Origin of the sequence: Mitsuaria sp. CC2, from assembly GCF_048957715.1 — a bacterium.
In the GTDB taxonomy this organism is placed as follows: domain Bacteria; phylum Pseudomonadota; class Gammaproteobacteria; order Burkholderiales; family Burkholderiaceae_C; genus Roseateles.
Genome location: NZ_JARVXN010000027.1, coordinates 288464 through 312718, shown reverse-complemented (window position 1 = coordinate 312718; position 24255 = coordinate 288464). Strand labels below are relative to the sequence as shown.

The window sequence follows — 24255 nt, the reverse complement described above, 5'->3', positions numbered from 1 at the left end:
CCATAACGCAAGGCCGGGCGCCGCAGGAGAGCGGTCGCCCTAATGTTGTCTGGGATCGGGGATCGGGGTGCTCAGCCCTTGTCCGCGGGATCAAGTCCGGCTTCGATGAGCAGGGCCTTCGCGCGGCACCACGGGCTTGTCGATCATCAGATCGCCGAGCTTGGTCGCGCCGAGGCCGTCGCGATCGGCGGCGGCGAAGGCGGCGATGACGGCGCGCGCGTGGGCGATCTGTTCCGGCGTCGGCAGGCCGCCCACGTCGAGCGAGAAGTCCTCGCTGCCGAACATCATCGACTGCACGCGCGGCGACGAGGCGGCGATCTCGTGGAGCCGGGGCAGCGCCGCGGCGGACTCGATCTGCAGGAGGAACCGGACCTCGCCCAGCGCCGACCGCGCACAGGAGCCTTGGCACAATGCGCGGCATGAGCGACACGACTTCCCCCGCGACGTCCGCAGCAGATCCGGCGGCCACTCCTGCAGCGATCCCTGCAGCGATCCCTGCAACGATCCCTGCAACGATCCCTGCAACGGTCGACGCTGCCCGTCCCGACGGCTTCCAGCGCGTGCGCGCCGCCTTGCGCGCGTTGTCCCATGAACACGAGCCGCGCTGGCTCGAGGTCTCGGCACGCAGTTCGCAGGAGGCGGCCGACGCCCTCGGCGTCGCGCTGGGGCAGATCGCCAAGAGCGTCGTGTTCAAGCGCAAGGCCGACGGCGCGGCCGTGCTGGTGATCGCCTCCGGCGACAAGCGCGTCGACGAGCGCAAGCTTGAAGCCCACACCGGCAAGCTCGGCCGTGCCGACGCCGACTACGTGAAGGCGCGCACCGGCTTCTCGATCGGCGGCGTGTCGCCCCTGGGCTTCCAGCCGGCGGAGGAGGGCGTCCACCCGCAGCTGTTCATCGACCAGGAGCTGTTCCGCTTCGACGCGATCTGGGCGGCGGCCGGTCATCCGAACGGCGTGTTCCTGATGTCGCCGCAGCAACTGGTCGCGCTGACCGGCGCGCCGGTGATCGAGGTGGCGCAATCGTGAGCCCGTCGACCTTGGCGCCCGTGACCGCCGACAACGTCGCGCGCACGCCGGAAGGGCGCGTCGCTTCGCCGTGCATCAACATCTGCAAGATGCACGAGCCCACCGCGCTGTGCCGCGGTTGCGCGCGCACGATTCCCGAGATCGCCGGCTGGAGCAAGTCCGACGATGAGTCGCGGATCCGGCTGCTCAACCTGCTGCCCGAGCGGCGCGCGCTGCTGGCCTCGCACGGGGCGCTCGCCACCGAGCCGATGCCCAAGGCCTGAACGGAGCCGCGATGGTCACGATCGACTTCTACTTCGACCCGATCTCACCCTACGCGGCGCTCGCCTTCGAGCGGCTGCCCGAGGCGCTGGCCGGTCGCAGCGTTGCGGTCCGCTACATCCCCATCCTCTTCGGCGCCCTGCTGAAGTCGCTCGACAACAAGGGACCCGCGGAGATTCCTGGCAAGCGCGACTGGACCTACCGCCAGGTGTCGTGGCTCGGTCATCGGCTCGGCGTGCCGCTGGATCTGCCGGGCGCGCACCCCTTCAACCCCTTGCCGCTGCTGCGCCTGCTGTGGGCCACCGCGCCGGTGGGGCAGACGCCGGGCCGTTATGCGGTCGAACGCGTCTTCCACCACGTCTGGCGCGGCGGCCTCGACGCAGCCGATCCGCAGCGGCTTGCCGAACTGACGGCGGAGCTCGCGCCGATGCGCGATCCAGCCTCGGTCGAGGTCAAGACCGCGCTGCGCGAAGCCACCGACGCCGCCGTCGCGCGCGGCGTCTTCGGCGTGCCGACGATGGCCGTCGACGACAAGCTGTTCTGGGGGCTCGACGCGATCGACATGCTCACCGGCTATCTCGACGGCGACGCGTGGTTCGATGGTCCCGCGTGGGACCTGGCGAGGACCTTGCCGGTGGGCGTGCGGCGCGACTGAGCGCAGGCGCGCGCCAGAGGAGGCGAGGGGGCGTGAGCGCCTCGAATGTCGCCGTAGGGACATACCCTTTGCTGCGGCGCACAGGCGCCGAAATTCCGCATCGAGAAAACCGAAGCAAGGGTTCGACCCGGGTTTGTCAGCCAGAGGCAAGCAAGTCGTCAGAAACGGGTCAGAGCGCGCTCGGATAGTCGCCTCCCAAGGGCCATCGGTCGATGGCCCTGGGAATCCCGAGGAGACAATCCCATGGCAACTGCAAGCGCAGTGACCACCAATGCGCCGATGACGGCCGAAGAGAAGAAGGTCATCTTCGCCTCTTCACTGGGCACGGTGTTCGAGTGGTACGACTTCTACCTGTACGGCTCGCTCGCCGCGATCATCGGCAAGCAGTTCTTCACCGGCCTGGATCCGACGGCGCAGTTCATCGCGTCGCTGATGGCCTTCGCCGCCGGCTTCATCGTGCGTCCGTTCGGCGCGCTGGTGTTCGGCCGTCTCGGCGACATGATCGGACGCAAGTACACCTTCCTGGTGACCATCCTGATCATGGGCCTGTCGACCTTCATCGTCGGCGTGCTGCCCACCTACGACACCATCGGTCCCGCCGCGGCGGTGATCCTGGTCGGCCTGCGCCTGCTGCAAGGCCTGGCACTGGGCGGTGAATACGGCGGCGCCGCGACCTACGTCGCCGAGCACGCCCCGCACGGCAAGCGCGGCGCGTACACCTCGTGGATCCAGACCACGGCGACGCTGGGCCTGTTCCTGTCGCTGATCGTCATCCTGGGCACCCGCACGGCGCTCGGCGAGGCGACCTTCGCGGCCTGGGGCTGGCGCATCCCGTTCATCGTGTCCATCCTGCTGCTGGCCATCAGCGTGTGGATCCGGCTGTCGATGAACGAGTCGCCCGCCTTCCAGAAGATGAAGTCGGAAGGCAAGACCTCCAAGGCGCCGCTGTCCGAATCCTTCGGCCAGTGGAAGAACCTGAAGGTCGTGCTGCTGGCGCTGTTCGGCCTGGTGGCCGGCCAGGGCGTGGTCTGGTATACGGGCCAGTTCTACGCGCTGTTCTTCCTGCAGAGCGTGGTCAAGGTCGATCCGGCCGCGGCCAACATCATGGTGGCCGTCGCGCTGCTGATCGGCACGCCGTTCTTCGTCGTGTTCGGCACGCTGTCCGACAAGATCGGCCGCAAGCCGATCATCATGGCGGGCCTGCTGCTGGCGATCCTGACCTACTTCCCGCTGTTCAAGGCGCTGACCAACGCGGCCAACCCGGACCTGGCCCGGGCGCAGGAAACCGCGCAGATCACGCTGACGACCGATCCGGCGCAGTGCTCCTTCCAGGGCAGCCCGATCGCGCGCGACGTGGACTTCACGACGCCGTGCGACATCGCCAAGCGCGCCTTGGCGCAAGCCGCGGCGAACTATGAGACCGTGTCCGGCGCGCCCGGTTCCGGCCAGGTCAAGATCGGCGAGAAGGTCATCGAGGCGCCCACCGCCACGCTGACCGCCGGCGGCCACAAGTTCGACGAGGACAGCGCGAAGAAGATCGCGGCGTTCAAGAAGGAACTGGCTGATGCGATGAAGGCCGCGGGCTACCCGGCCAAGGCCGATCCGGCCAAGGTCAACACGCCGCTGGTGATCGCGATCCTCGCGGTGCTGGTGCTGTACGTGACCATGGTCTACGGCCCGATCGCCGCGATGCTGGTGGAGCTGGTCCCGACCCGGATCCGCTACACCTCGATGAGCCTGCCGTACCACATCGGCAACGGCTGGTTCGGCGGTCTGCTGCCCTCCATCAGCTTCGCGATGGTGGCGCAGAACGGCAACATCTATCACGGCCTCTGGTATCCGATCGGCATCGCCGCGCTCACCCTGGTGATCGGCCTGCTGTTCGTGCGCGAAACCAAGGACGTGGACATCTACGCCCGCGACTGAGCGAGCGCAGGCACGATGGCATCGGCGCTCCGGCGCCGATGCCGCCAACGACAAGGGCGGCCTCTCGGCCGCCCTTTTCCATGGTTGCGGATCTTCAGCCCGCGGCCTTCATCCGCTGCGCCTTGGCGAGCACCGACGACGCGTACTCGGCGGCCTTGATCTCGCGGCCTTAAGCGTCGGTCGCGCCGGGGGGCACTTGAATGTGGTTGTCATGCAGGCGCGACCATCCAGCTGCACTGTGGAGGTTCCACTCGTTTCAGGAGCTCCTGATGTCCTTCCGTCGTGCTGCCTGCCGTCGCCTTCTTGTCGGCATCCTCGCCGTTGTGCCCTTGGTCACCCTGTCACACGCTCAAGCCGAGCCGACGGACTGGGTCTACTTCGACGACGAGGAGTTTCGCGTCGAAGCGGATGGCAATCTGTCCTGCTACACGGAGAACAGTCGCAACTGCGTCAGATACACGTCCGACTATCGCTTCTTGCTGTGGGGCCGGAAGATCGGTCTTGCGGCGTCCCCTGACCCATCACAGGTGGGATCCGCCAAATGCGGTGCGGATCACGCGCGACGGTGGGGCGGCCACGATGGCTACCAACAGCCGGATCATTGGTGCAACAGGGTCTACGCGACCCTTTTCGCCAAGTGGGAGAAAAGCCCGGTGACCGACGGTCCACTGGTGGCGCGGACGCCTACTGGCGAGGTCATGTGCTACTCCACGGACGGGCAGAACTGTTCGCGTCCTCAGGACGTCGACTTGAAGCAGCGCCGCTACCTCAAGCCCCTGATCTGCGGGTCGCATCATGCGTCCGTCTGGGGAGTCACCGGCTATGACCAGCCTGGACATTGGTGCGCCAAGGCGCGTGAACCCAGCTACATGCGATCGCCGTTCGGTTGAGCCGCACCGCACCGCACCACACCACGCCTCCGGGGATTCACGCCGGGATACAGCCCGCGCTCAGCCTGCTGTCAGCCTCGCTTTCCACAATGGCCTCCGACCCGGTCAGTCTGTCGCGACCGGCAACCTCAAGAGGATCTCGGAACCATGTGGAAAATCGTCGTTGGATTCATCGTCTTCGCTGCCATCGCGCTGTTCGTGCTGATGAAGAGCGGCGGCAACATCGACCTGACGGGCGAGAAGCACGACGTGACGGGCGGTCATGTGGACCAGGCCGCGAGCGATGCGGCCTCGGCGGCGATGGCGGCGGCCTCCGCGGCGCTGCCGGCTGACGCGGCGTCGGTCGCCGCATCGGGCGCTTCGCAGTAAGCGGGACCCTCCGCGACGCGGTCAGCGTCGCGGATCCGGGGGACGGATCAACCGATCCGGTCCTCGCTGGCGGCGCGCAGTGGCGCGTCGACCGGCAGGCGCATCATCATCCAGGTGCCTTCGCCCGGGCGCGAGATCACCTCGATCTGCCCGCCGAGCACGTTCGTCACGATGTTGTGCACGATGTGCATGCCCAGGCCCGATCCGCCCTTGCCGAGCTTGGTCGTGAAGAACGGATCGAAGATCCGGCGCACGATGGACGCATCCATCCCGTGGCCGTTGTCGTCGACGCTGAGCTCCATCGTCGTCTCGTCGAGCCGGTGGCAGCTGACCCGCACCTCGCCCTGCGTCTCGCCCTCGAAGGCGTGGACCAGCGTGTTCATCAGCAGGTTGGTCAAGACCTGACCCAGCGCCCCCGGATAGCTGCTCATGCGCAGGTCCGGCTGCAGGTCGGTGACGATGCGGAAGGGCGTGTGCTTGAAGCTGGGCTCGACCATCACGAGCACGTCCTCGCACACCTGCGCGAGCTCGAAGTCGCGCCGCGTGTCGCTGGTCTGGTCGATCGCGACCTGCTTGAAGTCGCGCACCAGGTCCGCCGCCTTCTGCACGTTGCGATGCAGGATGTCCTGGCCGCGCCGCGTGTCCTTGACGAGTTCCTCCAGCTGACTGCGCCGCATCGGCGTGTTGTCGGTGAGCATGCGGTCGAGCTTGCCCCAGCGGTCCTCGAGCGCGGACACCACCGTCAACGCGTTGCCCAGCGGCGTGTTGAGCTCGTGCGCGACGCCCGCGACCAGCCGGCCCAGCGAGGCGAGCTTCTCCGACTCGACCAGTTCGCGCTGCGCGGTCTTGAGGTTGGCCAGCGCCTGCGTGAGTTCGACGTTGGCCTCGGTCAGCTCGACGGTGCGCTGCGCCACCTGTTCCTCGAGCGTGCTCGCATGGCCGCGCAGGTCGTCGAAGGCCTTCAGCAGCGCGAGCCGCATGCGCTCCATCGCCTTGCCGACGCGGGCGATCTCGTCCTCGCCGCCGAAGGCCAGCGGCTGGTCGAGCTGGCCGGAGGCGAGTTCGTCCGCGGCCTCCGACAGCCGCGCGATGGGGCGCAGCACGCGGCGCTGCATCACGATGAGGATCAGCCCCAGCGACACCGTCAGCGTCAGCAGGCTGCGCCACAGCGCGTTCCAGAGGTCGTCGCGCTTGCGCGCCATCAGCGGCTCGGCGCTCATGACGACGGTGAGCCGGGCGATCTCGCGGCCGTCGCGCAGCACGGGGCGCGTCTCGGTGAGCGTGGTCGCGTCGTCGGGCGTGCCGCGGTGGAATTCGACGAAGGCCTGCTGCGCGGCGTTCTCGGTCACGACGACGGAGACGAAGCGCGGATCGTCGACCTGCGCCTTGACCATGGGCTCGGCCAGGTCGGGCGAGACCTGCCAGATCGGCTCGGCCAGCGACAGCGCCAATACCTCCGACACGCGGGAGAGGTCGCGCTGCAGGTCCTCCATCACGACGCGGCGGCTCAGCTGCTGCTCGTACAGCAGCACGCCGCCGGTCGGCAGGGCCAGGCCCGCCACCAACGCCAGGATCACGGCGTTGCGCAGAGAAGTCTTCATCAGGGCCACGTCCGTCCCTCTGTCCAACCCTTGTGACGACGGATTATGCGGGCCGACGGCGACGGCCTCATGCGGCGAAACGCTCATCCGCCGCCAGCACGGTCACGCGGTTGCGGCCCTGCGCGCGGGAGGCCTGCAGCGCCTGGTCCGCCCGCTCGATGAAGTCGCGGGCGCGCTCTCCCCGACCGAGCTGCGTGACGCCCACCGACAGGCTCAGGCGCCGGTCGGCGTCCGCCTGCAGCTGACCGACGCCGTGGCGCAGCTGTTCGGCCAGGGTGTAGGCCTCGTGCAGGCCGGCGCCGGGGATGAGCAGCGCGAATTCGTCGTCCTCGATGCGCGCGGCGACGTGGTGGCTCTGCGCGACGCTGCGCATGGTGTTGGCGACCTGTCGCAGCGTGTCGTCCAGACGCGCTTCGCCCAGGCGCTCGCGCAGCGCCGGGAAGTCGTCGATGTCGCCCAGCAGCAGGCAGGGCGCCGTCGGCGTGCCGGCCTCCGGGCTGCGCAGGCAGTCGGCCAGCGCGCGGTCGAAGCCGCGCCGGTTGCTCAGCCCCGTCAACGGGTCCAGCAGCGCCTCGCTGCGCGCACGGTGCACCGCCTGGCGCAGCGAGGCCACTTCCTGCCGGCTCGCCTCCAGCTTCGCCACCAGACCGTGGACCGCGTGGCGCATGTCCTGCGTGCCCTGCAGCGCGGCGGCCAGCACCTGGACGTGCTGTCCGGGCGCCGCCTCGCGCAGCGAGCGCTCCCAGCCCAGCAGCGCGTGCGCATAGTGCTGCACCTGCTGGCCCGCCTGGTCGGTGCAGTCGGACACGGCGCGCAGCACCTCGCCCACGTCCTGCGCCAGCGCGACGGCCATCTGCTCGTCGAGCTCGGCGATGTGCCTGCGGTAGAGCGCCCAGGTCTGGGGCTCGTCCAGCGTGCCGCCGTCCTGCGTCAGACTCATCAGTTCGCGGCTCAGCGCGCCGTTCATCGCGGTCACATGCTCGTACCAGACGGCATAGGTGACCGGATGCAGCGCGGCGCGCTGCCTGGACATCAGCGGCAAGGCGGTGCGCAGCGCCTGGGCGCTCGCGGCGATGCTCTCGGTGTATCTCATCGGCAGGGTCCCTCCCAGGTCCGGAACCTGTCGCGTCCGTCGACGCGCGGCCCCTTGTCGTTTCCTTTTCCCCACTACCACCAGCCGCTTCGAGGCGGTCGGCGCCTGCCGGACTTCGGCCTCATGGGGCCAGGTCTTGAGGGGGCCGCCGCATCCGGGTGGCGATGGCCGCAACTATTCACGCAGGAAGGGACAGGAGAGGGGACACCGCCCGCGACCACCGAGCAGAAGCCGGCAGAGCCGGTGCCCCTTTCCGCTCAATCGCCTCCTCGCCGCTCGGCATTCGCTCCAAGGGGCACCGGCTCCGCCGGCTTCGACACACCGGCGCGCCGCGGCAAGCGTGCATTGCCCCTTCACGAATGCCGTCCGGGCGTCGATTCCTAGAATCGAGCGCATGAGCAGTTCCCCCACGTCGGCGCCCGTCTCCCCTGCCGATCCCGCCTCGGCCCGCGTGCCGCTCAGCGGGCTGCTGCTGGCCGTCGGCGGCGCGATCGGGTTCTCCGGCAAGGCGATCATCGTCAAGCTCGCCTACCGGCACGGCGTCGACGCCATCACGCTGCTGATGCTGCGCATGCTGCTCGCGCTGCCGCTCTTCCTGCTGCTGGCCTGGTGGGCCGGACGCGGCAAGCCGGCGCTGACCGGGCGCGAGCGGCTCGCCGTGCTGGGCCTGGGCTTCAGCGGGTATTACCTCGCCAGCTTCCTCGACTTCGCGGGCCTCGCTTACGTCAGCGCCAGCTTCGAACGGCTGATCCTGTACCTCAACCCGACCATCGTCCTGCTGCTGTCCTGGGCGATGTTCGGACGGCGCGTGACGCTGCGCCAGGCGGGCGCGCTGGCCGTCAGCTATGCCGGCGTGCTGCTGGTCTTCGGGCATGAACTGCAGGTGGCCGGCGCCAACGTGTGGCTGGGCGGCGGGCTCGTGTTCGGCAGCGCGGTCGCCTACGCGCTGTACCTCGTCTACAGCGGCGAATGGGTCAAGCGGCTCGGCGCCATGCGGCTCACCGGGCTGGCGACCACGGTCGCCTGCGGCTTCTGCATCGCGCAGTTCCTGCTCACGCGACCGGTGTCGGGGCTCGCGGACCTCGCGCCGGCGGTGTGGTGGCTGTCGCTGCTCAATGCGCTGGCCTGCACCTTCGCGCCGGTGCTGATGGTCATGATGGCGATCGAACGCATGGGGGCGGGTATCGCCGCGCAGACCGGCATGGTGGGCCCCATGTCCACGATACTGATGGGCGTGCTGATCCTCGACGAGCCGCTGACCGGCTGGGTCGTCGCGGGCACGGTGCTGGTGCTGGGCGGCGTGTGGCTGCTCGCCCGGCAGCGACGAACCTAGAACGGAGATCGACATGGACTTGGGACTGACGGGCAGGTGGGCCCTGGTGTGCGCGGCGTCGAAGGGCCTGGGCGCGGGCTGCGCCGAGGCGCTGGCCGCTGAAGGCGTGAACGTGGTGATCACCGCGCGCGGCGAGGAAGCGCTGCAGGCGCAGGCCGCGAAGCTGCGCGCCCTCAATCCCGCCGTGCAGGTCGTGGCCGTGGCCGGCGACATCACGACCGAGGCCGGCCGCGCCGCGGCGCTGGCCGCTGCGCCGCAGGTGGACATCCTGATCAACAACGCCGGCGGGCCGCCGCCCGGCGATTTCCGCGACTGGGAACGCGAGCAGTGGCTCGCAGCGCTGGAAGCCAACATGCTGACGCCGATCGCGCTGATCAAGGCGACGGTGGACCCGATGGCGGATCGCGGCTTCGGGCGCATCGTCAACATCACCTCGGGCGCGGTGAAGGCGCCGATCGATGTGCTGGGCCTGTCCAACGGCGCGCGTTCGGGCCTGACCGGCTTCGTCGCCGGCATCGCACGCCAGTCGCGCATCGCCGGCCGCAACGTGACGATCAACAACCTGCTGCCGGGCGCCTTCGACACCGAACGCCTGCAGAAGACGATGGCCGCCGGCGCGCAGAAGTCGGGCCAGCCGGTCGACGACGTGCGCGCCAGGCGCATGTCGGCCATCCCCGCGCAACGCTTCGGCAGCGCGGCGGAGTTCGGCGCGATCTGCGCGCTGATGTGCTCGTCCCACGCGGGCTACCTGACCGGGCAGAACATCCTGCTCGACGGCGGTTCGTACCCAGGCACGTTCTGACCGGGCGAGCGGAGATCCTCAGCCGAGTCCTCAACGCTTGGCCGAGGACACCAGGATCCCCGCCGCGATCAGCGCGAAGGCCGCGCCGTGGAACCACGCCGGCCATTCGCCCAGCAGCGCAGCCGACATCAGCGCCGCGAAGACCGGCGTGAGGTTGCCGAAGAAGGCGGCCAGCGTCGGTCCCGCCTGGGCGATGCCCAGTCCCCAGCAGCGGTACGCGATCAGCGAGGGCCCGATCGCCACGTAGACGAGCGCCGCCGCCAGCGGCCAGCCCCACTGCACCGGCGGCACGCCGACCGCCTGCTCCACGCCCGCCGACGCCCAGCCGAAGGCGACACCGAACAGCATCTGCGCCATCAGCAGCGCGGACCAGTCCCAGTCAAGGCGCCGCTCGCCCTGCATGTGCGCGGGCGGTCGCGCCAGCAGCCAGCTGTAGAAGGCCCAGCTCAACACGGCCAGCAGCATCATCAGGTCGCCCGCGACGAACTGCACCTGCGCCAGCCGTTCGAGGTGGCCGCGCGAGATCACCAGCGCCACGCCCGCCAGCGACAGCGCGGCGCCGGCGAGCTGGCGCCGCGTCGGCCACACGCGGTAGAGCAGGGCGCCGACGGCCAGCATCCACACGGGCAGGCTCGCGGCGATCAAGGTCACGTTGAGGGCCGTCGAGCTGTGCAGTGCCTGGTACTGCAGCGCGTTGTAGCAGCCCATGCCGAGCACGCCGGTCAGCAGGAAGTAGCCCCAGCGCGCGCGCAGCGGGGCCAGGTCTTGCAGCAGCGCCCGGGCCGGGCGTGCGATGAGCACCAGCAGCCCGAAGGCCAGCGTCCAGCGCGTCGCGTTCAGTAGCAGCGGCGGCACCAGGGAAACGACCGAACGCCCGACGACCGCGTTGCCGGCCCACAGCAGCGGCGGCAGCGTCAGCATCAGGGCCAGTCGTGGGGTCAACATCATTGCGGCGAGAGGCCGGAGACGGGAGACTGGCACGATAGCCGCGATCGACGCGTCGGGCGACGCGCGAGCGACATCCCCCCTTGAGGAGAACCCTGATGAGCGACAGAGCCGTGCGCATCTCGCAACCTGGCGGACCGGAAGTCCTGAGCATCGAATCCGTCGAGGTCGGCGATCCGGGCCCCGGCGAGATCCGCATCCGGCATGCGGCCTGCGGCCTCAACTACATCGACATCTACCATCGCAGCGGTGTCTATCCGCTGCCGCTGCCGACCGGCCTGGGCATGGAGGGCGCCGGCATCGTCGAGGCGGTGGGCGAAGGCGTGACGCATCTGAAGCCCGGCGACCGTGCCGCGTATGCGAGCCAGCCGATCGGCGCCTACGCGACCGCGCGCGTGATGCCGGCGAAGTGCGTCGTGAAGCTGCCGGACTTCCTGAGCTTCGAGCAGGGCGCGTCGATGATGCTCAAGGGCATGACGGTGCAGTACCTGCTCCAGCGCACGCTGCCGCAAGGCGGTCTTCAGCCGGGCGATCACGTGCTCTTCCACGCCGCGGCGGGCGGCGTGGGCCTGATCGCCTGCCAGTGGGCGAAGGCGCTCGGGCTGCGGCTGATCGGCACGGCCGGCAGCGACGCGAAGTGCCGTCTCGCGCTGGACCACGGCGCGGAGTTCGCGATCAACTATTCGACGGAGCACTTCGCCGAGCGCGTCAAGGAGATCACCGGCGGCAAGGGGGTGAAGGTCGTCTACGACTCCGTCGGCGCGTCGACCTGGGAAGGCTCGCTCGCGAGCCTGCGGCCCTTCGGGCTGATGGTGAGTTTCGGCAACGCGTCCGGCGTGGTGCCGCCGGTGTCGCTGAAGGCCCTGGCGGCTTCCGGGCTGTACCTGACGCGTCCGTCGCTGTTCGTGCACCTGTCGTCGCTCGAGGTCACGCAGGAGATTTCGGGTGCGCTGTTCCAGGCGGTGGAAAGCGGGGCGGTGAAGATCGAGGTCGAACAGCGTTATCCGTTCGACGAAGTCCAGCGCGCGCATCGCGAGCTGGAATCCCGTACGACGACGGGTTCAGGCGTGCTGCTGGTTTGATCCGGCGGCGGCGAGCGGCGGATCGAGGTCGGCCGCGACCGTCTCGGCGTCCAGCATCGCATCGTTGGCGCTGTCGTCGCTGACGATGCGGCGCGGCGCCGGCAGGTCGTCGAGGTCCGCCGGCACGGTGTCGGCGCCGAAGTCGGTGGCGGGCTCGCCGTCGAGCGTGCCGGCCGTGGTCTCGTGCACGTCGACGTCGACGGTCTCGGTGCGCAGCACCTCGTCCAGCACCAGCGGCTGCGACACCTGGATCTGGAAGCTGAAGCAGGAGCCGGCGCCCGGCTGGCTTTCCACCTGCACTTCGCCGCCCATCAGCTCCACCAGGCGCTTCACGATGGTCAGGCCCAGGCCGGTGCCGCCGTAGCGCCGCGTGATGCTGCCGTCGGCCTGCGTGAACGGGCTGAAGATCTGCGCGATCTGCTCGCGCGTCATGCCGATGCCGGTGTCATGCACCGCGATGCGCAGGCGCAGCGGACCCACGTGCGCCGGCTGGCCGTCGACGCTGTCGTCGATGCGCTCGATGTCGACGCGGACTTCGCCCTGCTCGGTGAATTTCAGCGCGTTGCCGACGAGGTTCACCATGATCTGGCGCAGGCGCAACGCGTCGCCCAGCAGATGCTGCGGCACGCCCGGCTGCACGCGGGCGTGCAACTTCAAGCCCTTCTCATGCGCCTGCAGCAGCAGCGGATGCAGCGCCTCGCGCAGGCAGTCGTGCAGGCTGAACGGCGCCTGATCGATGATCACGCGCCCGGCCTCGATCTTCGCGATGTCCAGCAGGTCGTTGATGATGACCATCAGCCCCTTGGCCGAACTGTGCGTGAGCTCGATGAACTTGCGCTGGCGTTCGTTGAGCTCGGTCTGCAGCACCAGCTCGGTCAGGCCGAGTACGCCGTTCATCGGCGTACGGATCTCGTGGCTCATGTTGGCCAGGAAGGAACTCTTGGCCTGGCTGGCGGCTTCGGCGGCTTCGCGCGCGGCCTCGAGTTGCGCCTGCGTGGCCTTGAAGTCGCCGATGTCGCGTGCGTTGAGCTGCAGCACGACCTCGCCGCTGACCGGATCGCGCATCGGTCGTGCGTCGACGGCGTGCCAGCGACGGCCGTTGGCGGTATTGATCTCGAGTTCCGCGCCGAAGGTCTGGCCGCCGCGGACCTGCGCGACGATGCGGCGCGCCAGGTCGGGTTCCGGGAAGATCGCGCTGAAGTCGGTCGCGCCGATGGTCTTGCGCAGGCCGTTGAAGCACATCGCCGCGGCCGGGTTGCGCATCAGCGTGCTGCCGTCGCGCAGCGAGAACACCGCGATCCGCACGGAGGTGTGCTGCAGCGCCTCGACGCCGCGCAGCAGGCTCTTGTCGACGCCGCTGACCAGCGAGTCCGCCGCGAACAGCATCACCTGGCGCTTGTCGGGCGTGCGGATCCCGCGGGAGACCAGCATCACCGTGGCCGGCTGGCCCTTCGGATAGAGCGTCCATTGCTCGCGGACCAGCTTGCCCTGCGTGTGGTCGGCGGCGGTGACCGCCAGCCGCTCCGCCACCGAGGGGCTCATGTCGCTGAGGTCGCGGGAGAGGAATTCCTCGGCGCTCTCGGCGCGCCAGAACCCCAGCGCGGCGGCATTGGCCCAGAGGTTGCGCTGACGCTCCTGGTCGTAGACCCACATGGGCACATCGAGCCAGTCATAGTGGGTCAGGCAGGAGAAGTCGAGCATGGGAGCGAGGCCCTTGTCGGCCTTGTTCTTGGTTACGTTTGGTCGCAGCGGATTGTCGCCGTGGGCCGTGTCCTGTCCATGGCGGCGATGTCCACTTCGTCACGTCGAAGGCCCATGCGTGCCGAACCCCTGCGCGCCTGCGTGACGGCCTCCCTCTTCAGGACCAAGGCTACGCAGACGGGCGTGCGAATGCCAGCCTCGTTTCTCCGGAGGAACCCTCGGTCGGAGGGGCTCGGGGCGGGGCTGGACCCGCGACGGCAGGCGCACTCCCGCGCGCCCGCTGAGCCCGTTCCGCCCGCTGCTCAGCCGCGCTTGACGCGGCGCAGCTCGTCCCAGATGAGCAGGATGGCGCCGATGGTGATGGCGCTGTCGGCGATGTTGAAGGACGGGTAGTACCAGCCGCCCCAGTGCAGCTGGATGAAGTCGACGACGTAGCCGTGCAGCAGCCGGTCGACGACGTTGCCGACCGCGCCGCCCAGGATCAGGCTGAGCGCCCAGGCGAACTGCGTCTGGTGGCCGTGGCGGCGCAGCATCCAGACGATGAAGACCGTGGCGACCACGCCGAGCCCGACGAAGAACCAGCGCTGCCAGCCCGACGCGCCCGCCAGGAAGCTGAACGCCGCGCCGGTGTTGTGGACCCGCACCAGGTTGAAGAAGGGCAGGACGTAGTGGCTGTCCCCGTACTGGAAGCTGTGCAGGATCAGGACCTTGGTGAACTGATCGGCGACGATCACCAGCAGGGCGATCGCCAGCCACTGGATCAGGCGGTTGTTCGACGGGGAAGAGGACTTGGTGGCCATGGATGCTGCGCAATCGGGACGTCGGGCGGAACCCGCAACTGTAGCGCCCGCCGAGGCTGCGCCGTGCGGCTGGGGGAGCGGCTGGGGGCGGCCTCGATGAGCCGGCCTCGATGGGGCGGCGACGGGCGCCCGACGGATGGCCGATGATCGCCCCATGAGACTGCGAGTGAAGATCCTGCTGCTGGCGCTGCTGCCGCTGGTCGCGTCGCTGCTGCTGATCGCGGTGGCGTTGCGTCAGCAGGAGCGCGAGCTGCTCGCCCGCGAGCACGCCGCCGTGCAGCGCGCCTACATGGACGCGCGCCGCGACGAACTGCGCCATTACGTCGAACTGGCCGTCAGCACGCTGCAGCCGCTGTACGAGCGTTCGCCCGTCCGGGCGGGCACGACCCGCGACGCCGACGTGGAACGCGACAAGCGCGAGGCGCTGCGGCTGCTGTCCTCGCTCGACTACGGCGAGGACGGCTACTTCTTCGTCTATGACCTGCAGGGCAAGGTGCTGATGCATTCGCGCCAGCCGGAGCTGCTCGGCCGCGACCTCTGGGGGCTGCGCGATCCGCTGGGCCGGCCGACGATCCAGCAGCTGGTCGGACAGGCCAGGGAGGGCGGCGGTTACGTCGAGTACCTCTGGCGCAAGCCGTCCAGCGGCGAGATGGCGCCCAAGCTGGGCTACGTCGTCGCGATGGAGCGCTGGAACTGGATGCTGGGGACGGGCCTGTACCTGGACGGCATCCGCGCGACGCTGGAACAGCTCGACCGCGAGGCCCAGGCCAACATCGCGCGCACGATGTGGGGCATCGCGGCGATCGCCGTGTTCGGCGTGGCGCTGATCAGCGCGAGCGCGCTGGCGCTCAACCTCAGCGAACATCGCCAGTCCGAAGCCCGGCTGCGCGCGCTGGCGCACGAGGTGGTCCGCTCGCAGGAAGACGAGCGCGCGCACCTGTCGCGCGAACTGCACGACGGCGTCAGCCAGACGCTGGTGTCGACCAAGCTGCTGATCGAATCGGCGCAGCAGGCGGGCTCGACCGCGCTGCTGCCGCGCGCGCTGGAACGGCTCAACGCCAGCCTGATCGAGGTGCGCGGGCTCTCCCACCGCCTGCGCCCGGCGCTGCTCGACACATTGGGCCTGCCGGCGGCGCTGGAGCACCTCGCGCGCGAGTTCGACGAAGCCGGCGTGCTGCCCGTGGCCCTGCGCGTGGCCGGCTCGCCGCGCGAGCTGCCCGAACTGCTCAACACGGTGCTGTTCCGCGTCGCGCAGGAGGCGTTGACGAACGTGGCCAAACATGCCGGCGCCGCGCGCGTGGAAATGTCGCTCGATTTCGCGCCGGAGGACGGGCGAGGCGACGGCGCCGCCGTGCTGCTGCGGGTGCTGGACGACGGCGCGGGCTTCGATCCCGCCCATGCCGAACGCGACGATCCGAGCCACGGCATCGGCCTGCGCAACATGCGCGAACGCATGGCCTCCGTCGGCGGCGTGCTGGATCTGCAGTCCAGCCCCGGCCACGGCACCCAGATCGAGGCCGTCGTGCCCGCCTCGGCGATCCGCCGCCTGGCGCGCGACAATCCCGTCCCATGAGCTCCGAGCCTTCCTCCAGCGCCTCGGGCCCCGCCAGCGCGGCTGCCGCCACCGTCGGCCCGGCCGGCGCGGCCGCGCCCGTGCGCATCCTCCTGGTCGACGACCACCCGCTGGTCCGCGAGGGCGTGCGCTCGCGGCTGCAAGGCGAGGCGCGTTACCTCGTCGTCGGCGAGGCCGGCCACGCGGAGGAGGCGATGATGATGCTGATCGCCGCGCAGCCGCAGGTGGTGCTGCTGGACGTCGGCCTGAAGGGGCACAACGGCATCCAGCTCGCCCAGACCATGCTGGAGCGCGTGCCCGACCTGCGGGTGCTGATGTACAGCATGTACGACAACCCCGAGTACGTGCAGCGCGCGCTGCAGGCCGGCGCCCGCGGCTACGTGCTCAAGGACGCGCCGGCGACCGAGATCGTCGCGGCGATCGATGCGGTCGCGGCCGGCGGCACCTTCCTCAGCCCCGGCGTCTCCAGGCGCATGTTCCGCAGCCAGCAGCCGCGGCCCATCCTCTCGCCGCGCGAGAGCGAGATCCTCTCCGCGCTGGCCCGCGGCGAATCCAGCAAGCAGATCGCCAAGGCGCTGGACCTGTCGGTGCGCACCGTCGAGACGCACCGCCAGAACATCAAGCGCAAGCTCGAGCTCGACGGGCAGGCCGAGCTGATCCGCTATGCGGTCGAGCACGCCCGGGGACTGCATCGCGATCCGGTCTGAAATCCGGCGGCAACGAAACCGGCGTCGGGAGGCGGGCGACGAAGGGGCTCCCCGTTTCCATCGAGGAGCTCGTCCTTGTTCCCGTCCACATCCCTTTCCTCCCACGGGCCGTCGGCGACCGCCGCCATGGATCCCGCAGCGCCCGTCCCGCCGTCTCCCCTGGCGTGCAGATGGCTCGCCAACCTGGAGTCGCACGACGCGTGGTTGTCGACCAGTCTGCAAGGCCCGTATGCGGATCTCCTGAGCGAGCTCGTGACCGAACTGCACGGGATCGGCGTCTTTCCGGCGGAACGCGACGTGCTGGTCAGCTGGCTGTTCTTTGACCGCGACAGGCCCGCGCTGGCGTCGTCTAGCCTCCTGGCCGCGCCTGATGCCGGGGAGGGCGCCCGGCGGCCCGCCCTCTGGATCAGCGGCTATTTCCAGTACGACGGTCAGGCGCGCATCGGCTCGGGCGAGATTCGCGACGTCGAAGGCGAGGCATGTCCCGTTCTCGAGACGAGCCGGCCGTTGACTGCGGGGGAGGTCTTCGATCTCGTCGCCCGACTGGCGGCTCGCGCCCATGAAGGGCTGGGGCGGCGGGTTCCCGGAGCGTGCAAGGACGGGCCTGCCCTGAGTCGTGCGCTGACGGCACATCTGAGCGGGCGTCCCGAGCGTGCCGACGCGCTGGCAAATCGCTTCCCGCTGAGGCTAGGCTTTCGCGGACCGCGGCTATCCGCCGACAAGATCGCCGCCAATCGTCGGGCCGAAGGCGCAAGACTTTTCGCCGACGCCACGGCGGCCGATTACCGCGTGCCGGTCGAAGTCATGAGCGCGCTGGTCCAGCCGGGGGCGGACCGGATGCGGACCGACCAGCCGAACAGCCCTCGCGAGATCGCGCGCCGGTTGAGGATCAGTCCGACCGCCCTGACGCTGGCCTTCGGGGCCGACCGGCGTTTGACCTTCCATGGCAGGCAGTGCCTGAACCCGGGGGCGGTGCGTCCCGGTCCGGTGGAGGAGATGCGGGCGCTGGCCGCGATGCAATTGGGAGAGGCGATGAAGGTGCGCGCGCTGTTCCGGGGGAGGCATGACCTCGCTGTCGCCGTGGCCGAACGCGTCGTGAACTGCGCCGCCGTTGGCAAGACGCTGTGGGATCCCGAGTTGGATGGGGGTTAACGCCTACGCATTTCCACGCCGTCGCGCTAGTCCATGCAACGGATGTGCGAAATCGCACAGGAACGGAAACTGCCGCCGCAAGACAGCCCGCGCGTGTCGACGTCCTTCGAGACCGTCGCGCCGCGCGACGATAAAAGGAGACATCGATGTCGAACATGAGTCGCCACCTCGCCTGGGCGGGCGTGGCCATCCTCGGGGCCTTCGCCCTGGCCACCGTGGCGCTGGCCACCGGTGAAGCGGTCAGCGCGCTGTGGGTCGTCGTCGCGGCGATCTGCGTGTACCTGATCGGCTACCGCTACTACAGCCTGTTCCTGGCCACCAAGGTGCTGGGCCTGGACCCCACGCGCAAGACGCCGGCCTGGAAGCACAACGACGGCCTGGACTTCGTCCCGACCCACAAGTACGTGCTGTACGGCCACCATTTCGCCGCGATCGCCGGCGCCGGACCGCTGGTCGGCCCGGTGCTGGCCGCGCAGATGGGCTACCTGCCCGGCCTGCTCTGGATCCTGGCCGGGGTGATCTTCGCCGGCGCGGTGCAGGACTTCATCGTGCTGTTCATCTCGACGCGCCGCGACGGCCGCTCGCTGGGCGACCTCGTCAAGCAGGAGATGGGCACGGTGCCCGGTGTGATCGCGCTGTTCGGCGCGTTCATGATCATGATCATCATCCTGGCGGTGCTGGCGCTGATCGTCGTGAAGGCGCTGGCCGGTTCGCCCTGGGGCACCTTCACCGTGGCGGCGACCATCCCGGTCGCGCTGTTCATGGGCGTGTACCTGAGATTCATCCGCCCGGGCCGCATCGGCGAGGTCTCCATCATCGGCTTCGTGCTGCTGATGCTGGCGATCATCGGCGGCCAGTGGGTGCATGAGAGCCCCGCCTGGGCCCCGCTGTTCACCTACGACGGCAAGGCGCTGACGTGGATGCTGATCGGCTACGGCTTCGTCGCGGCCAGCATCCCGGTGTGGCTGCTGCTGGCGCCGCGCGACTACCTGTCGACCTTCCTGAAGATCGGCACCATCATCGCGCTGGCCGTGGGCATCGTGATCGTGGCTCCGCCGATGCAGATGCCCGCGTTCACGCAGTTCGCGGCGGGCAACGGCCCGGTGTGGTCGGGCAACCTGTTCCCCTTCCTGTTCATCACCATCGCCTGCGGCGCGGTGTCGGGCTTCCACGCGCTGATCAGCTCCGGCACCACGCCCAAGATGCTGGACAACGAGGTCAACGCCCGCTTCATCGGCTACGGCGGCATGCTGGCCGAATCCTTCGTCGCGGTGATGGCGCTGGTGGCGGCTTCCTGCATCGAGCCGGGCATCTACTTCGCGATGAACAGCCCGGCCGCGCTGGTGGGCTCGACCCCGGACCAGGTGGCCGCGACGCTGTCCACCTGGGGCTTCGTCATCACGCCGGAGATGCTGGTGCAGACGGCCAAGGATGTCGGCGAGAACACCATCCTCGCGCGCGCCGGCGGCGCGCCGACGCTGGCGGTGGGCATGGCCCACATCCTGCACCAGGTGATCGGCGGCAAGGCGATGATGGCCTTCTGGTACCACTTCGCGATCCTGTTCGAGGCGCTGTTCATCCTGACCGCCGTGGACGCCGGCACGCGCGCCGGCCGCTTCATGCTGCAGGACCTGCTGGGCACCTTCGTCCCGGCGCTCAAGCGCACCGAATCGCTGCCCGCCAACCTCATCGCCACCGGCCTGTGCGTGGCGGCGTGGGGCTACTTCCTGTACCAGGGCGTGGTGGATCCGCTGGGCGGCATCAACACGTTGTGGCCGCTCTTCGGCATCGCCAACCAGATGCTGGCCGCGGTGGCGCTGCTGCTGGGCACGGTGGTGCTGTTCAAGATGAAGAAGGACCGCTACGCCTGGACGACCATCCTGCCGGCGGGCTGGCTGCTGGTCTGCACGATGACGGCGGGCTGGTTGAAGATCTTCAGCGACGACCCGAAGGTGGGTTTCCTGGCGCACGCTGCGAAGTACGCGGACTCGCTGGCGGCGGGCAAGGTGCTGGCGCCGGCCAAGAGCTTGGAGGCGATGGAGCGCGTGATCTTCAACGACCGCCTGGACGCGGGCCTGTGCGCGCTGTTCATGTTCGTGGTCGTGAGCGTGCTCGTGTACAGCGTGAAGGCGGTGCTGAAGGCACGTGCGGAGCGCAAGCCCTCGGTGAGCGAGACGCCGTTCGAGCGCATGCCTGAAGGCGCGACGGCGGGCGGTCATGCTTAAGCAGGCGGCGGAGGTGGCGGCGCAAGCGGCGCAGGCCGCCTTGTCGACGGCCTCCGACGTGCTGCAGGCGGGCCGCTACATGGCCCGCGGCGTGCGCCAGCAACTGGTCGGTGCGGACTATGGGGCCTACCTGGCGCACATGGGCCGCACGCATCCCGACCAGGCGCCGCTGAGCTACGAGGCCTTTTTCCGCGAGCGTCAGGAGGCGAGGTACAACGCGAGCACGGGTCGCTGCTGCTGAGTTCTTGCGAGAGGCGCGAGATCGCCCGGGGCCGGCGGAGTGGCCGAGCCCTGGGCTGACTTGGGGCGCCGTCTGTTCGAGCAGAGCGAACCGCAGGTGAGCGGCGCGAGTTGGCGCCCCGGCTCGGCCACTCCGCCGGCCCCGGGGCGATCTTGTGCCGGGCTCGGTGACACTACGGCGATGCTTCGCTTTGCTGCCAACCTCAGCTTCCTGTACCAGGAGCTGCCATTCCTCGAACGCTTCGATGCTGCGGCCCGGGACGGGTTCGCCGGCGTGGAATGCCTGTTCCCCTATGACGTGCCCGCGGTGGAACTGCGCGCCCGCGCCACTGCGCTGGGCTTGAGCATCGTGCTGATCAACGCCCCGCCGGGGGAATGGGCGGCAGGGGAACGCGGTCTGGCCTCCGTGGAAGGTAGGGAAGGGGACTTCCGCGAATCGATCGAGCGCGCGCTCGCCTATGCCTCGGTGGTGGCGTCGGCGCGCGTGCATGTGCTGGCCGGCCTGCTGCCCAACGGCGGTCAGCGCGACGCGGCGCTTGCGCGCTACGAGGAGCGCCTGCACTGGGCCGCGTCGCTGGCCGCCCGATCAGGCATCGACCTGATGATCGAGCCCATCAACCCTGTCGACATGCCCGGCTACCTGCTGCAACGGCAGGACGAGGCGCGTGCGATCGTCGAGCGTGTGGGTGCCGCGAACCTGAAGGTCCAGATGGACCTGTACCACTGCGAACGCGTCGAGGGCGACGTGGTCGCGCAGGTGCGCCGGTATCTGCCGACGGGGCATGTCGGGCACTTCCAGATCGCCGGCGTACCGGATAGGCACGAGCCGGACGAGGGGACGCTCGACTGGCGGGGCGCATGCGCGGCGATCGATGAGATCGCGTCGGCGACGGGATGGGGCGGTTGGATAGGCTGCGAATACCGGCCCCGGCGCGGCGCGGTTCCGGGAGGAACCAGCGCCGGCCTTGGCTGGATGACGGCGATGGTGGCCGCTTCGAATCAGGCGATGACGCGCGTCTCGCCCTCGCCGTAGAGGTTGCTCTCGCAGCGACCGCAGATCGTCGGGTGCGCCGGGTTGACGCCGACGTCCGCGCGGTAGTGCCAGCAGCGCTCGCACTTCTGGTGCGACGACGGCGTCACCGTGATGCTCAACTCGCCGGCCAGCGCGACGCTCGCCGCGGACGTGATCAGCACGAACTTCAGATCGTCGCCCAGGCTCTGCAGCAGCGCGAGGTCCTCGGCATTCACGCCCAGCGCCACTTCCGCCTGCAGCGACGAACCGATCGCCCCGGTGGTGCGGACTTCCTCGATCGCCTTGTTCACCGCATCGCGGATCTCGTGGATGCGGTTCCACTTCGCGATCAGGCCGTCGTCGTGCGCGATGCCGACCGACCAGTAGGTCTCGGTGAAGATGGTGTCGCCGGCCTGCTTGCCCGCGAAGACCTTCCACGCCTCTTCGGCGGTGAAGCTCAGGAACGGCGCCATCCAGCGCAGCATCGCGTTCGTGATGTGCCACAGCGCCGTCTGCGCCGAGCGGCGCGCGGCCGACTTCGGCGCGCTCGTGTACAGCCGGTCCTTCAGCACGTCCAGGTAGAACGCGCCCAGGTCTTCGGAGCAGTACACCTGCAGCTTGGCCACGACCGGGTGGAACTCGTAGCGCTGGTAGTGCGCCAGGATCTCCTCCTGGAATTGCGCGGCGCGCGCGAGCGCGTAGCGGTCGGCTTCCAGCAACTGGTCCAGCGGCACCGCGTCCGTCGCGGCGTCGAAGTCCGAGGTGTTGGCCAGCAGGAAGCGCAGCGTGTTGCGGATGCGGCGGTAGCCGTCCACGACGCGCGCCAGGATCTTCTCGTCGCCGGCGATGTCGCCCGAGTAGTCGGACGCCGCCACCCACAGCCGGATGATCTCGGCGCCCAGCTTCTTGCTGGTTTCCTGCGGGTCGACGCCGTTGCCCAGCGACTTGCTCATCTTGCGACCCTTGCTGTCCACGGTGAAGCCGTGGGTCAGCAGGCCGCGATACGGCGCGCGACCGTTGATCGCGCAGGAGATCAGCAGCGACGAGTGGAACCAGCCGCGATGCTGGTCATGGCCTTCGAGGTAGAGGTCGGCTTCCGGGCCGGTCTCGTGCGCCGCGCCGGCATGCGAGCCCTTGAGCACATGCTGGAAGGTGGAGCCCGAGTCGAACCACACGTCGAGGATGTCCTGGCCCTTGGAGTACTGCTCGGCCTCCGCGCCCAGCCACTCGGCCGGATCCAGCTTGGACCAGGCCTCGATACCGCCGGCCTCGACCAGCTGGGCGGCGCGCTCGATGAATTCCAGCGTCTTCGGATGCGGCTGGCCGCTGTCCTTGTGCAGGAAGATCGGCAGCGGCACGCCCCAGCTGCGCTGGCGCGAGATGCACCAGTCGGGGCGGCCGGCGATCATGTCGTGCAGGCGCGTCTTCCCGTTTTCGGGATAGAAGCTGGTCTGCTCGATCGCGTCCAGCGCCAGCTGGCGCAGGGTCTTGTCGGCCTTGTCGACGGTGAACACACCGTCGCCTTCATCCATGCGGACGAACCACTGCGCCGCCGCGCGGTAGATCACCGGCGACTTGTGGCGCCAGCAGTGCGGGTAGCTGTGGCGGATCTTGCTGTGCGCCATCAGGCGGCCGGCGTCCTGCAGCGCCGCGGCGATCACCGGGTTGGCCTTCCAGATGTGCTGGCCGCCGAACAGCGGCAGCTCGGCCTCGTAGACGCCGTTGCCCTGCACCGGGTTCAGGATGTCCTTGAACGCCAGGCCGTGCGCGATGCACGAGTTGAAGTCGTCCACGCCGTAGGCCGGGGCCGAGTGGACCACGCCGGTGCCGTCGTCGGCGGTGGCGTAGTCGGCCAGGTACACGGGGCTCTCACGGTCGAAGCCCGGATGCACGTGCGCGAGCGGGTGCTTGAACTTCAGCAGTTCAAGCGACTTGCCCGGCGTGACCGCGACCTGTTTGCCCTCGATGCCCCAGCGCGCCAGGCACTTCTCGACCAGCGCCTCGGCCACGACGAAGTAGCCGCGCTCGGTGTCGACCAGCGCGTAGGGCAGCTCGGGGTTGAGATTCAGCGCCTGGTTGGCGGGGATGGTCCACGGCGTCGTCGTCCAGATGACGGTGAACGCTTCCTTGTCGAGCTTGGGCAGGCCGAACGCGGCGGCCAGCTTGTCCGGCTCCGCGCTCAGGAAGGCGACGTCGACCGCCGGGGAGTCCTTGTCGGCGTACTCGATCTCGAACTCGGCCAGCGAGGAGCCGCAGTCGAAGCACCAGTACACCGGCTTCAGCCCGCGATAGACGAACCCGCGTTCGAACAGGCGTTTCAGCACGCGCAGCTCGCCCGCCTCGTTCTTGAAGTCCATCGTCCGGTAGGGATGGTCCCAGTCGCCCAGCACGCCCAGGCGCTTGAAGTCCACGCGCTGCTGGTCGATCTGCTCGCCGGCGTAGGCGCGGCTCTTGGCCTGCACCTCGTCGCGAGGCAGGCCGCGGCCGAAAGTCTTCTCGATCTGGTTCTCGATCGGCAGGCCGTGGCAGTCCCAGCCCGGGATGTAGGCGGCATCGAAGCCCTCGAGCTGGCGCGCCTTGACGATCATGTCCTTCAGGATCTTGTTGACCGCGTGACCCATGTGGATCTGGCCGTTGGCGTAGGGAGGCCCGTCGTGCAGCACGAACTTCGGCTTGCCCTGGCGCGCGACACGAAGACGCTGATAGATGCCCTGGTCTTCCCATTCCTTCACCCAGCCCGGCTCGCGCTTGGGCAGGTCGCCGCGCATCGGGAACGGGGTGTCGGGCAGGTTGAGCGTCGAGCGGTAGTCGGACTTGGAGTCGTCGGTCATGGCGGCGGCAATCGAAGGAGGCGGCCGCAGGA

Annotated in this window: 22 protein-coding genes; 15 read left to right on the top strand and 7 right to left on the bottom strand. The window is 69.2% G+C overall.

The annotated features are described in order from the left end of the window. Nucleotides 1-90 precede the first annotated feature (90 nt). A complete protein-coding gene (locus PV762_RS19115; RefSeq protein ID WP_421036582.1) occupies nucleotides 91-411 on the bottom strand; it encodes an aldolase/citrate lyase family protein in 321 nt (106 codons plus the stop codon). Nucleotides 412-419: 8 nt separating this feature from the next. Here PV762_RS19115 and PV762_RS19110 point away from each other — a divergent pair, with 8 nt between their 5' ends. From PV762_RS19110 to PV762_RS19085, 6 genes are all read left to right on the top strand, one after another. Beyond that, nucleotides 420-1025 carry a YbaK/EbsC family protein gene (locus PV762_RS19110; RefSeq protein WP_421036581.1) on the top strand — a complete coding sequence of 202 codons (606 nt, stop codon included), beginning with the start codon at nucleotides 420-422 and terminating at the stop codon, nucleotides 1023-1025. Then, a complete protein-coding gene (locus tag PV762_RS19105) occupies nucleotides 1022-1288 on the top strand; it encodes a DUF1289 domain-containing protein (RefSeq protein WP_421036580.1) in 267 nt (88 codons plus the stop codon). The genes PV762_RS19110 and PV762_RS19105 overlap by 4 nt, the downstream gene beginning before the upstream one ends. 11 nt (nucleotides 1289-1299) lie before the next feature. Next, complete coding sequence (locus PV762_RS19100) at nucleotides 1300-1941, top strand: 2-hydroxychromene-2-carboxylate isomerase (RefSeq protein ID WP_421036579.1); 642 nt, start codon at nucleotides 1300-1302, stop codon at nucleotides 1939-1941. Between the two features lie 243 nt (nucleotides 1942-2184). Then, nucleotides 2185-3867, top strand: coding sequence for an MFS transporter (locus PV762_RS19095; RefSeq protein WP_421036578.1), 1683 nt, complete (start codon nucleotides 2185-2187; stop codon nucleotides 3865-3867). 269 nt (nucleotides 3868-4136) lie between these two features. After that, nucleotides 4137-4757 (top strand): hypothetical protein, encoded by a 621-nt coding sequence (locus PV762_RS19090; RefSeq protein WP_421036577.1) that lies wholly within the window; start codon nucleotides 4137-4139, stop codon nucleotides 4755-4757. 147 nt (nucleotides 4758-4904) lie between these two features. Further along, nucleotides 4905-5126 (top strand): hypothetical protein, encoded by a 222-nt coding sequence (locus PV762_RS19085; protein WP_421036576.1) that lies wholly within the window; start codon nucleotides 4905-4907, stop codon nucleotides 5124-5126. A 47-nt stretch (nucleotides 5127-5173) separates the two neighbouring features. Here the strand turns inward: PV762_RS19085 and PV762_RS19080 are convergent, their stop codons facing one another. Both PV762_RS19080 and PV762_RS19075 read right to left on the bottom strand, forming a co-directional pair. Beyond that, nucleotides 5174-6727, bottom strand: coding sequence for an ATP-binding protein (locus PV762_RS19080; RefSeq protein ID WP_421036575.1), 1554 nt, complete (start codon nucleotides 6725-6727; stop codon nucleotides 5174-5176). Between the two features lie 67 nt (nucleotides 6728-6794). Next, a complete protein-coding gene (locus PV762_RS19075) occupies nucleotides 6795-7820 on the bottom strand; it encodes a GGDEF domain-containing protein (RefSeq protein ID WP_421036574.1) in 1026 nt (341 codons plus the stop codon). Nucleotides 7821-8214: 394 nt separating this feature from the next. On the opposite strand from PV762_RS19075, the gene PV762_RS19070 reads away from it, so the two are divergent. Both PV762_RS19070 and PV762_RS19065 read left to right on the top strand, forming a co-directional pair. Continuing rightward, complete coding sequence (locus PV762_RS19070) at nucleotides 8215-9153, top strand: DMT family transporter (RefSeq protein WP_421036573.1); 939 nt, start codon at nucleotides 8215-8217, stop codon at nucleotides 9151-9153. Between the two features lie 13 nt (nucleotides 9154-9166). Then, a complete protein-coding gene (locus PV762_RS19065) occupies nucleotides 9167-9955 on the top strand; it encodes an SDR family oxidoreductase (RefSeq protein WP_421036572.1) in 789 nt (262 codons plus the stop codon). A 30-nt stretch (nucleotides 9956-9985) separates the two neighbouring features. Here PV762_RS19065 and PV762_RS19060 read toward each other — a convergent pair whose 3' ends face one another. Then, on the bottom strand, nucleotides 9986-10903 hold the full coding sequence (locus PV762_RS19060) for a DMT family transporter (RefSeq protein WP_421036571.1): 918 nt from the start codon (nucleotides 10901-10903) through the stop codon (nucleotides 9986-9988). 95 nt (nucleotides 10904-10998) lie between these two features. On the opposite strand from PV762_RS19060, the gene PV762_RS19055 reads away from it, so the two are divergent. Next, complete coding sequence (locus PV762_RS19055; protein ID WP_421036570.1) at nucleotides 10999-11982, top strand: quinone oxidoreductase family protein; 984 nt, start codon at nucleotides 10999-11001, stop codon at nucleotides 11980-11982. On the opposite strand, the gene PV762_RS19050 is transcribed toward PV762_RS19055, so the two are convergent. Beyond that, on the bottom strand, nucleotides 11962-13683 hold the full coding sequence (locus PV762_RS19050) for an ATP-binding protein (protein ID WP_421036569.1): 1722 nt from the start codon (nucleotides 13681-13683) through the stop codon (nucleotides 11962-11964). The genes PV762_RS19055 and PV762_RS19050 overlap by 21 nt on opposite strands. Before the next feature lie 302 nt (nucleotides 13684-13985). Continuing rightward, a complete protein-coding gene (gene lspA, locus PV762_RS19045) occupies nucleotides 13986-14483 on the bottom strand; it encodes a signal peptidase II (protein ID WP_421036568.1) in 498 nt (165 codons plus the stop codon). A 154-nt stretch (nucleotides 14484-14637) separates the two neighbouring features. Between lspA and PV762_RS19040 the strand changes: the two genes are divergently transcribed. The 6 genes from PV762_RS19040 to PV762_RS19015 all read left to right on the top strand — a co-directional run bounded on the left by PV762_RS19040 (nucleotide 14638) and on the right by PV762_RS19015 (nucleotide 21413). Then, on the top strand, nucleotides 14638-16056 hold the full coding sequence (locus PV762_RS19040) for a cache domain-containing protein (RefSeq protein ID WP_421036567.1): 1419 nt from the start codon (nucleotides 14638-14640) through the stop codon (nucleotides 16054-16056). Further along, nucleotides 16053-16763, top strand: coding sequence for a response regulator (locus PV762_RS19035; protein ID WP_421036566.1), 711 nt, complete (start codon nucleotides 16053-16055; stop codon nucleotides 16761-16763). The genes PV762_RS19040 and PV762_RS19035 overlap by 4 nt, the downstream gene beginning before the upstream one ends. Nucleotides 16764-16967: 204 nt before the next feature. Next, complete coding sequence (locus PV762_RS19030; RefSeq protein ID WP_421036565.1) at nucleotides 16968-17915, top strand: hypothetical protein; 948 nt, start codon at nucleotides 16968-16970, stop codon at nucleotides 17913-17915. A gap of 146 nt (nucleotides 17916-18061) precedes the next feature. Continuing rightward, nucleotides 18062-20140: a carbon starvation CstA family protein gene (locus PV762_RS19025; protein ID WP_421036564.1), complete on the top strand. Its 2079-nt coding sequence runs from the start codon at nucleotides 18062-18064 to the stop codon at nucleotides 20138-20140. Between the two features lie 40 nt (nucleotides 20141-20180). Then, nucleotides 20181-20381, top strand: coding sequence for a YbdD/YjiX family protein (locus tag PV762_RS19020; protein WP_421036652.1), 201 nt, complete (start codon nucleotides 20181-20183; stop codon nucleotides 20379-20381). A gap of 180 nt (nucleotides 20382-20561) precedes the next feature. Further along, nucleotides 20562-21413, top strand: coding sequence for a hydroxypyruvate isomerase family protein (locus PV762_RS19015; RefSeq protein ID WP_421036563.1), 852 nt, complete (start codon nucleotides 20562-20564; stop codon nucleotides 21411-21413). Here the strand turns inward: PV762_RS19015 and ileS are convergent. Beyond that, nucleotides 21380-24223, bottom strand: a complete 2844-nt coding sequence (gene ileS, locus PV762_RS19010; RefSeq protein WP_421036562.1) for an isoleucine--tRNA ligase — start codon at nucleotides 24221-24223, stop codon at nucleotides 21380-21382. The two genes, PV762_RS19015 and ileS, sit on opposite strands and share 34 nt — an antisense overlap. Nucleotides 24224-24255 lie beyond the last annotated feature (32 nt).

Coding starts and splice junctions, on each gene's coding strand:
- PV762_RS19110 (WP_421036581.1), top strand. CDS start 420: ATGAGCGACACGACTTCCCCCGCGACGTCCGCAGCAGATCCGGCGGCC.
- PV762_RS19100 (WP_421036579.1), top strand. CDS start 1,300: ATGGTCACGATCGACTTCTACTTCGACCCGATCTCACCCTACGCGGCG.
- PV762_RS19095 (WP_421036578.1), top strand. CDS start 2,185: ATGGCAACTGCAAGCGCAGTGACCACCAATGCGCCGATGACGGCCGAA.
- PV762_RS19090 (WP_421036577.1), top strand. CDS start 4,137: ATGTCCTTCCGTCGTGCTGCCTGCCGTCGCCTTCTTGTCGGCATCCTC.
- PV762_RS19085 (WP_421036576.1), top strand. CDS start 4,905: ATGTGGAAAATCGTCGTTGGATTCATCGTCTTCGCTGCCATCGCGCTG.
- PV762_RS19080 (WP_421036575.1), bottom strand. CDS start 6,727: ATGAAGACTTCTCTGCGCAACGCCGTGATCCTGGCGTTGGTGGCGGGC.
- PV762_RS19075 (WP_421036574.1), bottom strand. CDS start 7,820: ATGAGATACACCGAGAGCATCGCCGCGAGCGCCCAGGCGCTGCGCACC.
- PV762_RS19070 (WP_421036573.1), top strand. CDS start 8,215: ATGAGCAGTTCCCCCACGTCGGCGCCCGTCTCCCCTGCCGATCCCGCC.
- PV762_RS19065 (WP_421036572.1), top strand. CDS start 9,167: ATGGACTTGGGACTGACGGGCAGGTGGGCCCTGGTGTGCGCGGCGTCG.
- PV762_RS19060 (WP_421036571.1), bottom strand. CDS start 10,903: ATGATGTTGACCCCACGACTGGCCCTGATGCTGACGCTGCCGCCGCTG.
- PV762_RS19055 (WP_421036570.1), top strand. CDS start 10,999: ATGAGCGACAGAGCCGTGCGCATCTCGCAACCTGGCGGACCGGAAGTC.
- PV762_RS19050 (WP_421036569.1), bottom strand. CDS start 13,683: ATGCTCGACTTCTCCTGCCTGACCCACTATGACTGGCTCGATGTGCCC.
- lspA (WP_421036568.1), bottom strand. CDS start 14,483: ATGGCCACCAAGTCCTCTTCCCCGTCGAACAACCGCCTGATCCAGTGG.
- PV762_RS19040 (WP_421036567.1), top strand. CDS start 14,638: ATGAGACTGCGAGTGAAGATCCTGCTGCTGGCGCTGCTGCCGCTGGTC.
- PV762_RS19035 (WP_421036566.1), top strand. CDS start 16,053: ATGAGCTCCGAGCCTTCCTCCAGCGCCTCGGGCCCCGCCAGCGCGGCT.
- PV762_RS19025 (WP_421036564.1), top strand. CDS start 18,062: ATGTCGAACATGAGTCGCCACCTCGCCTGGGCGGGCGTGGCCATCCTC.
- PV762_RS19015 (WP_421036563.1), top strand. CDS start 20,562: ATGCTTCGCTTTGCTGCCAACCTCAGCTTCCTGTACCAGGAGCTGCCA.
- ileS (WP_421036562.1), bottom strand. CDS start 24,223: ATGACCGACGACTCCAAGTCCGACTACCGCTCGACGCTCAACCTGCCC.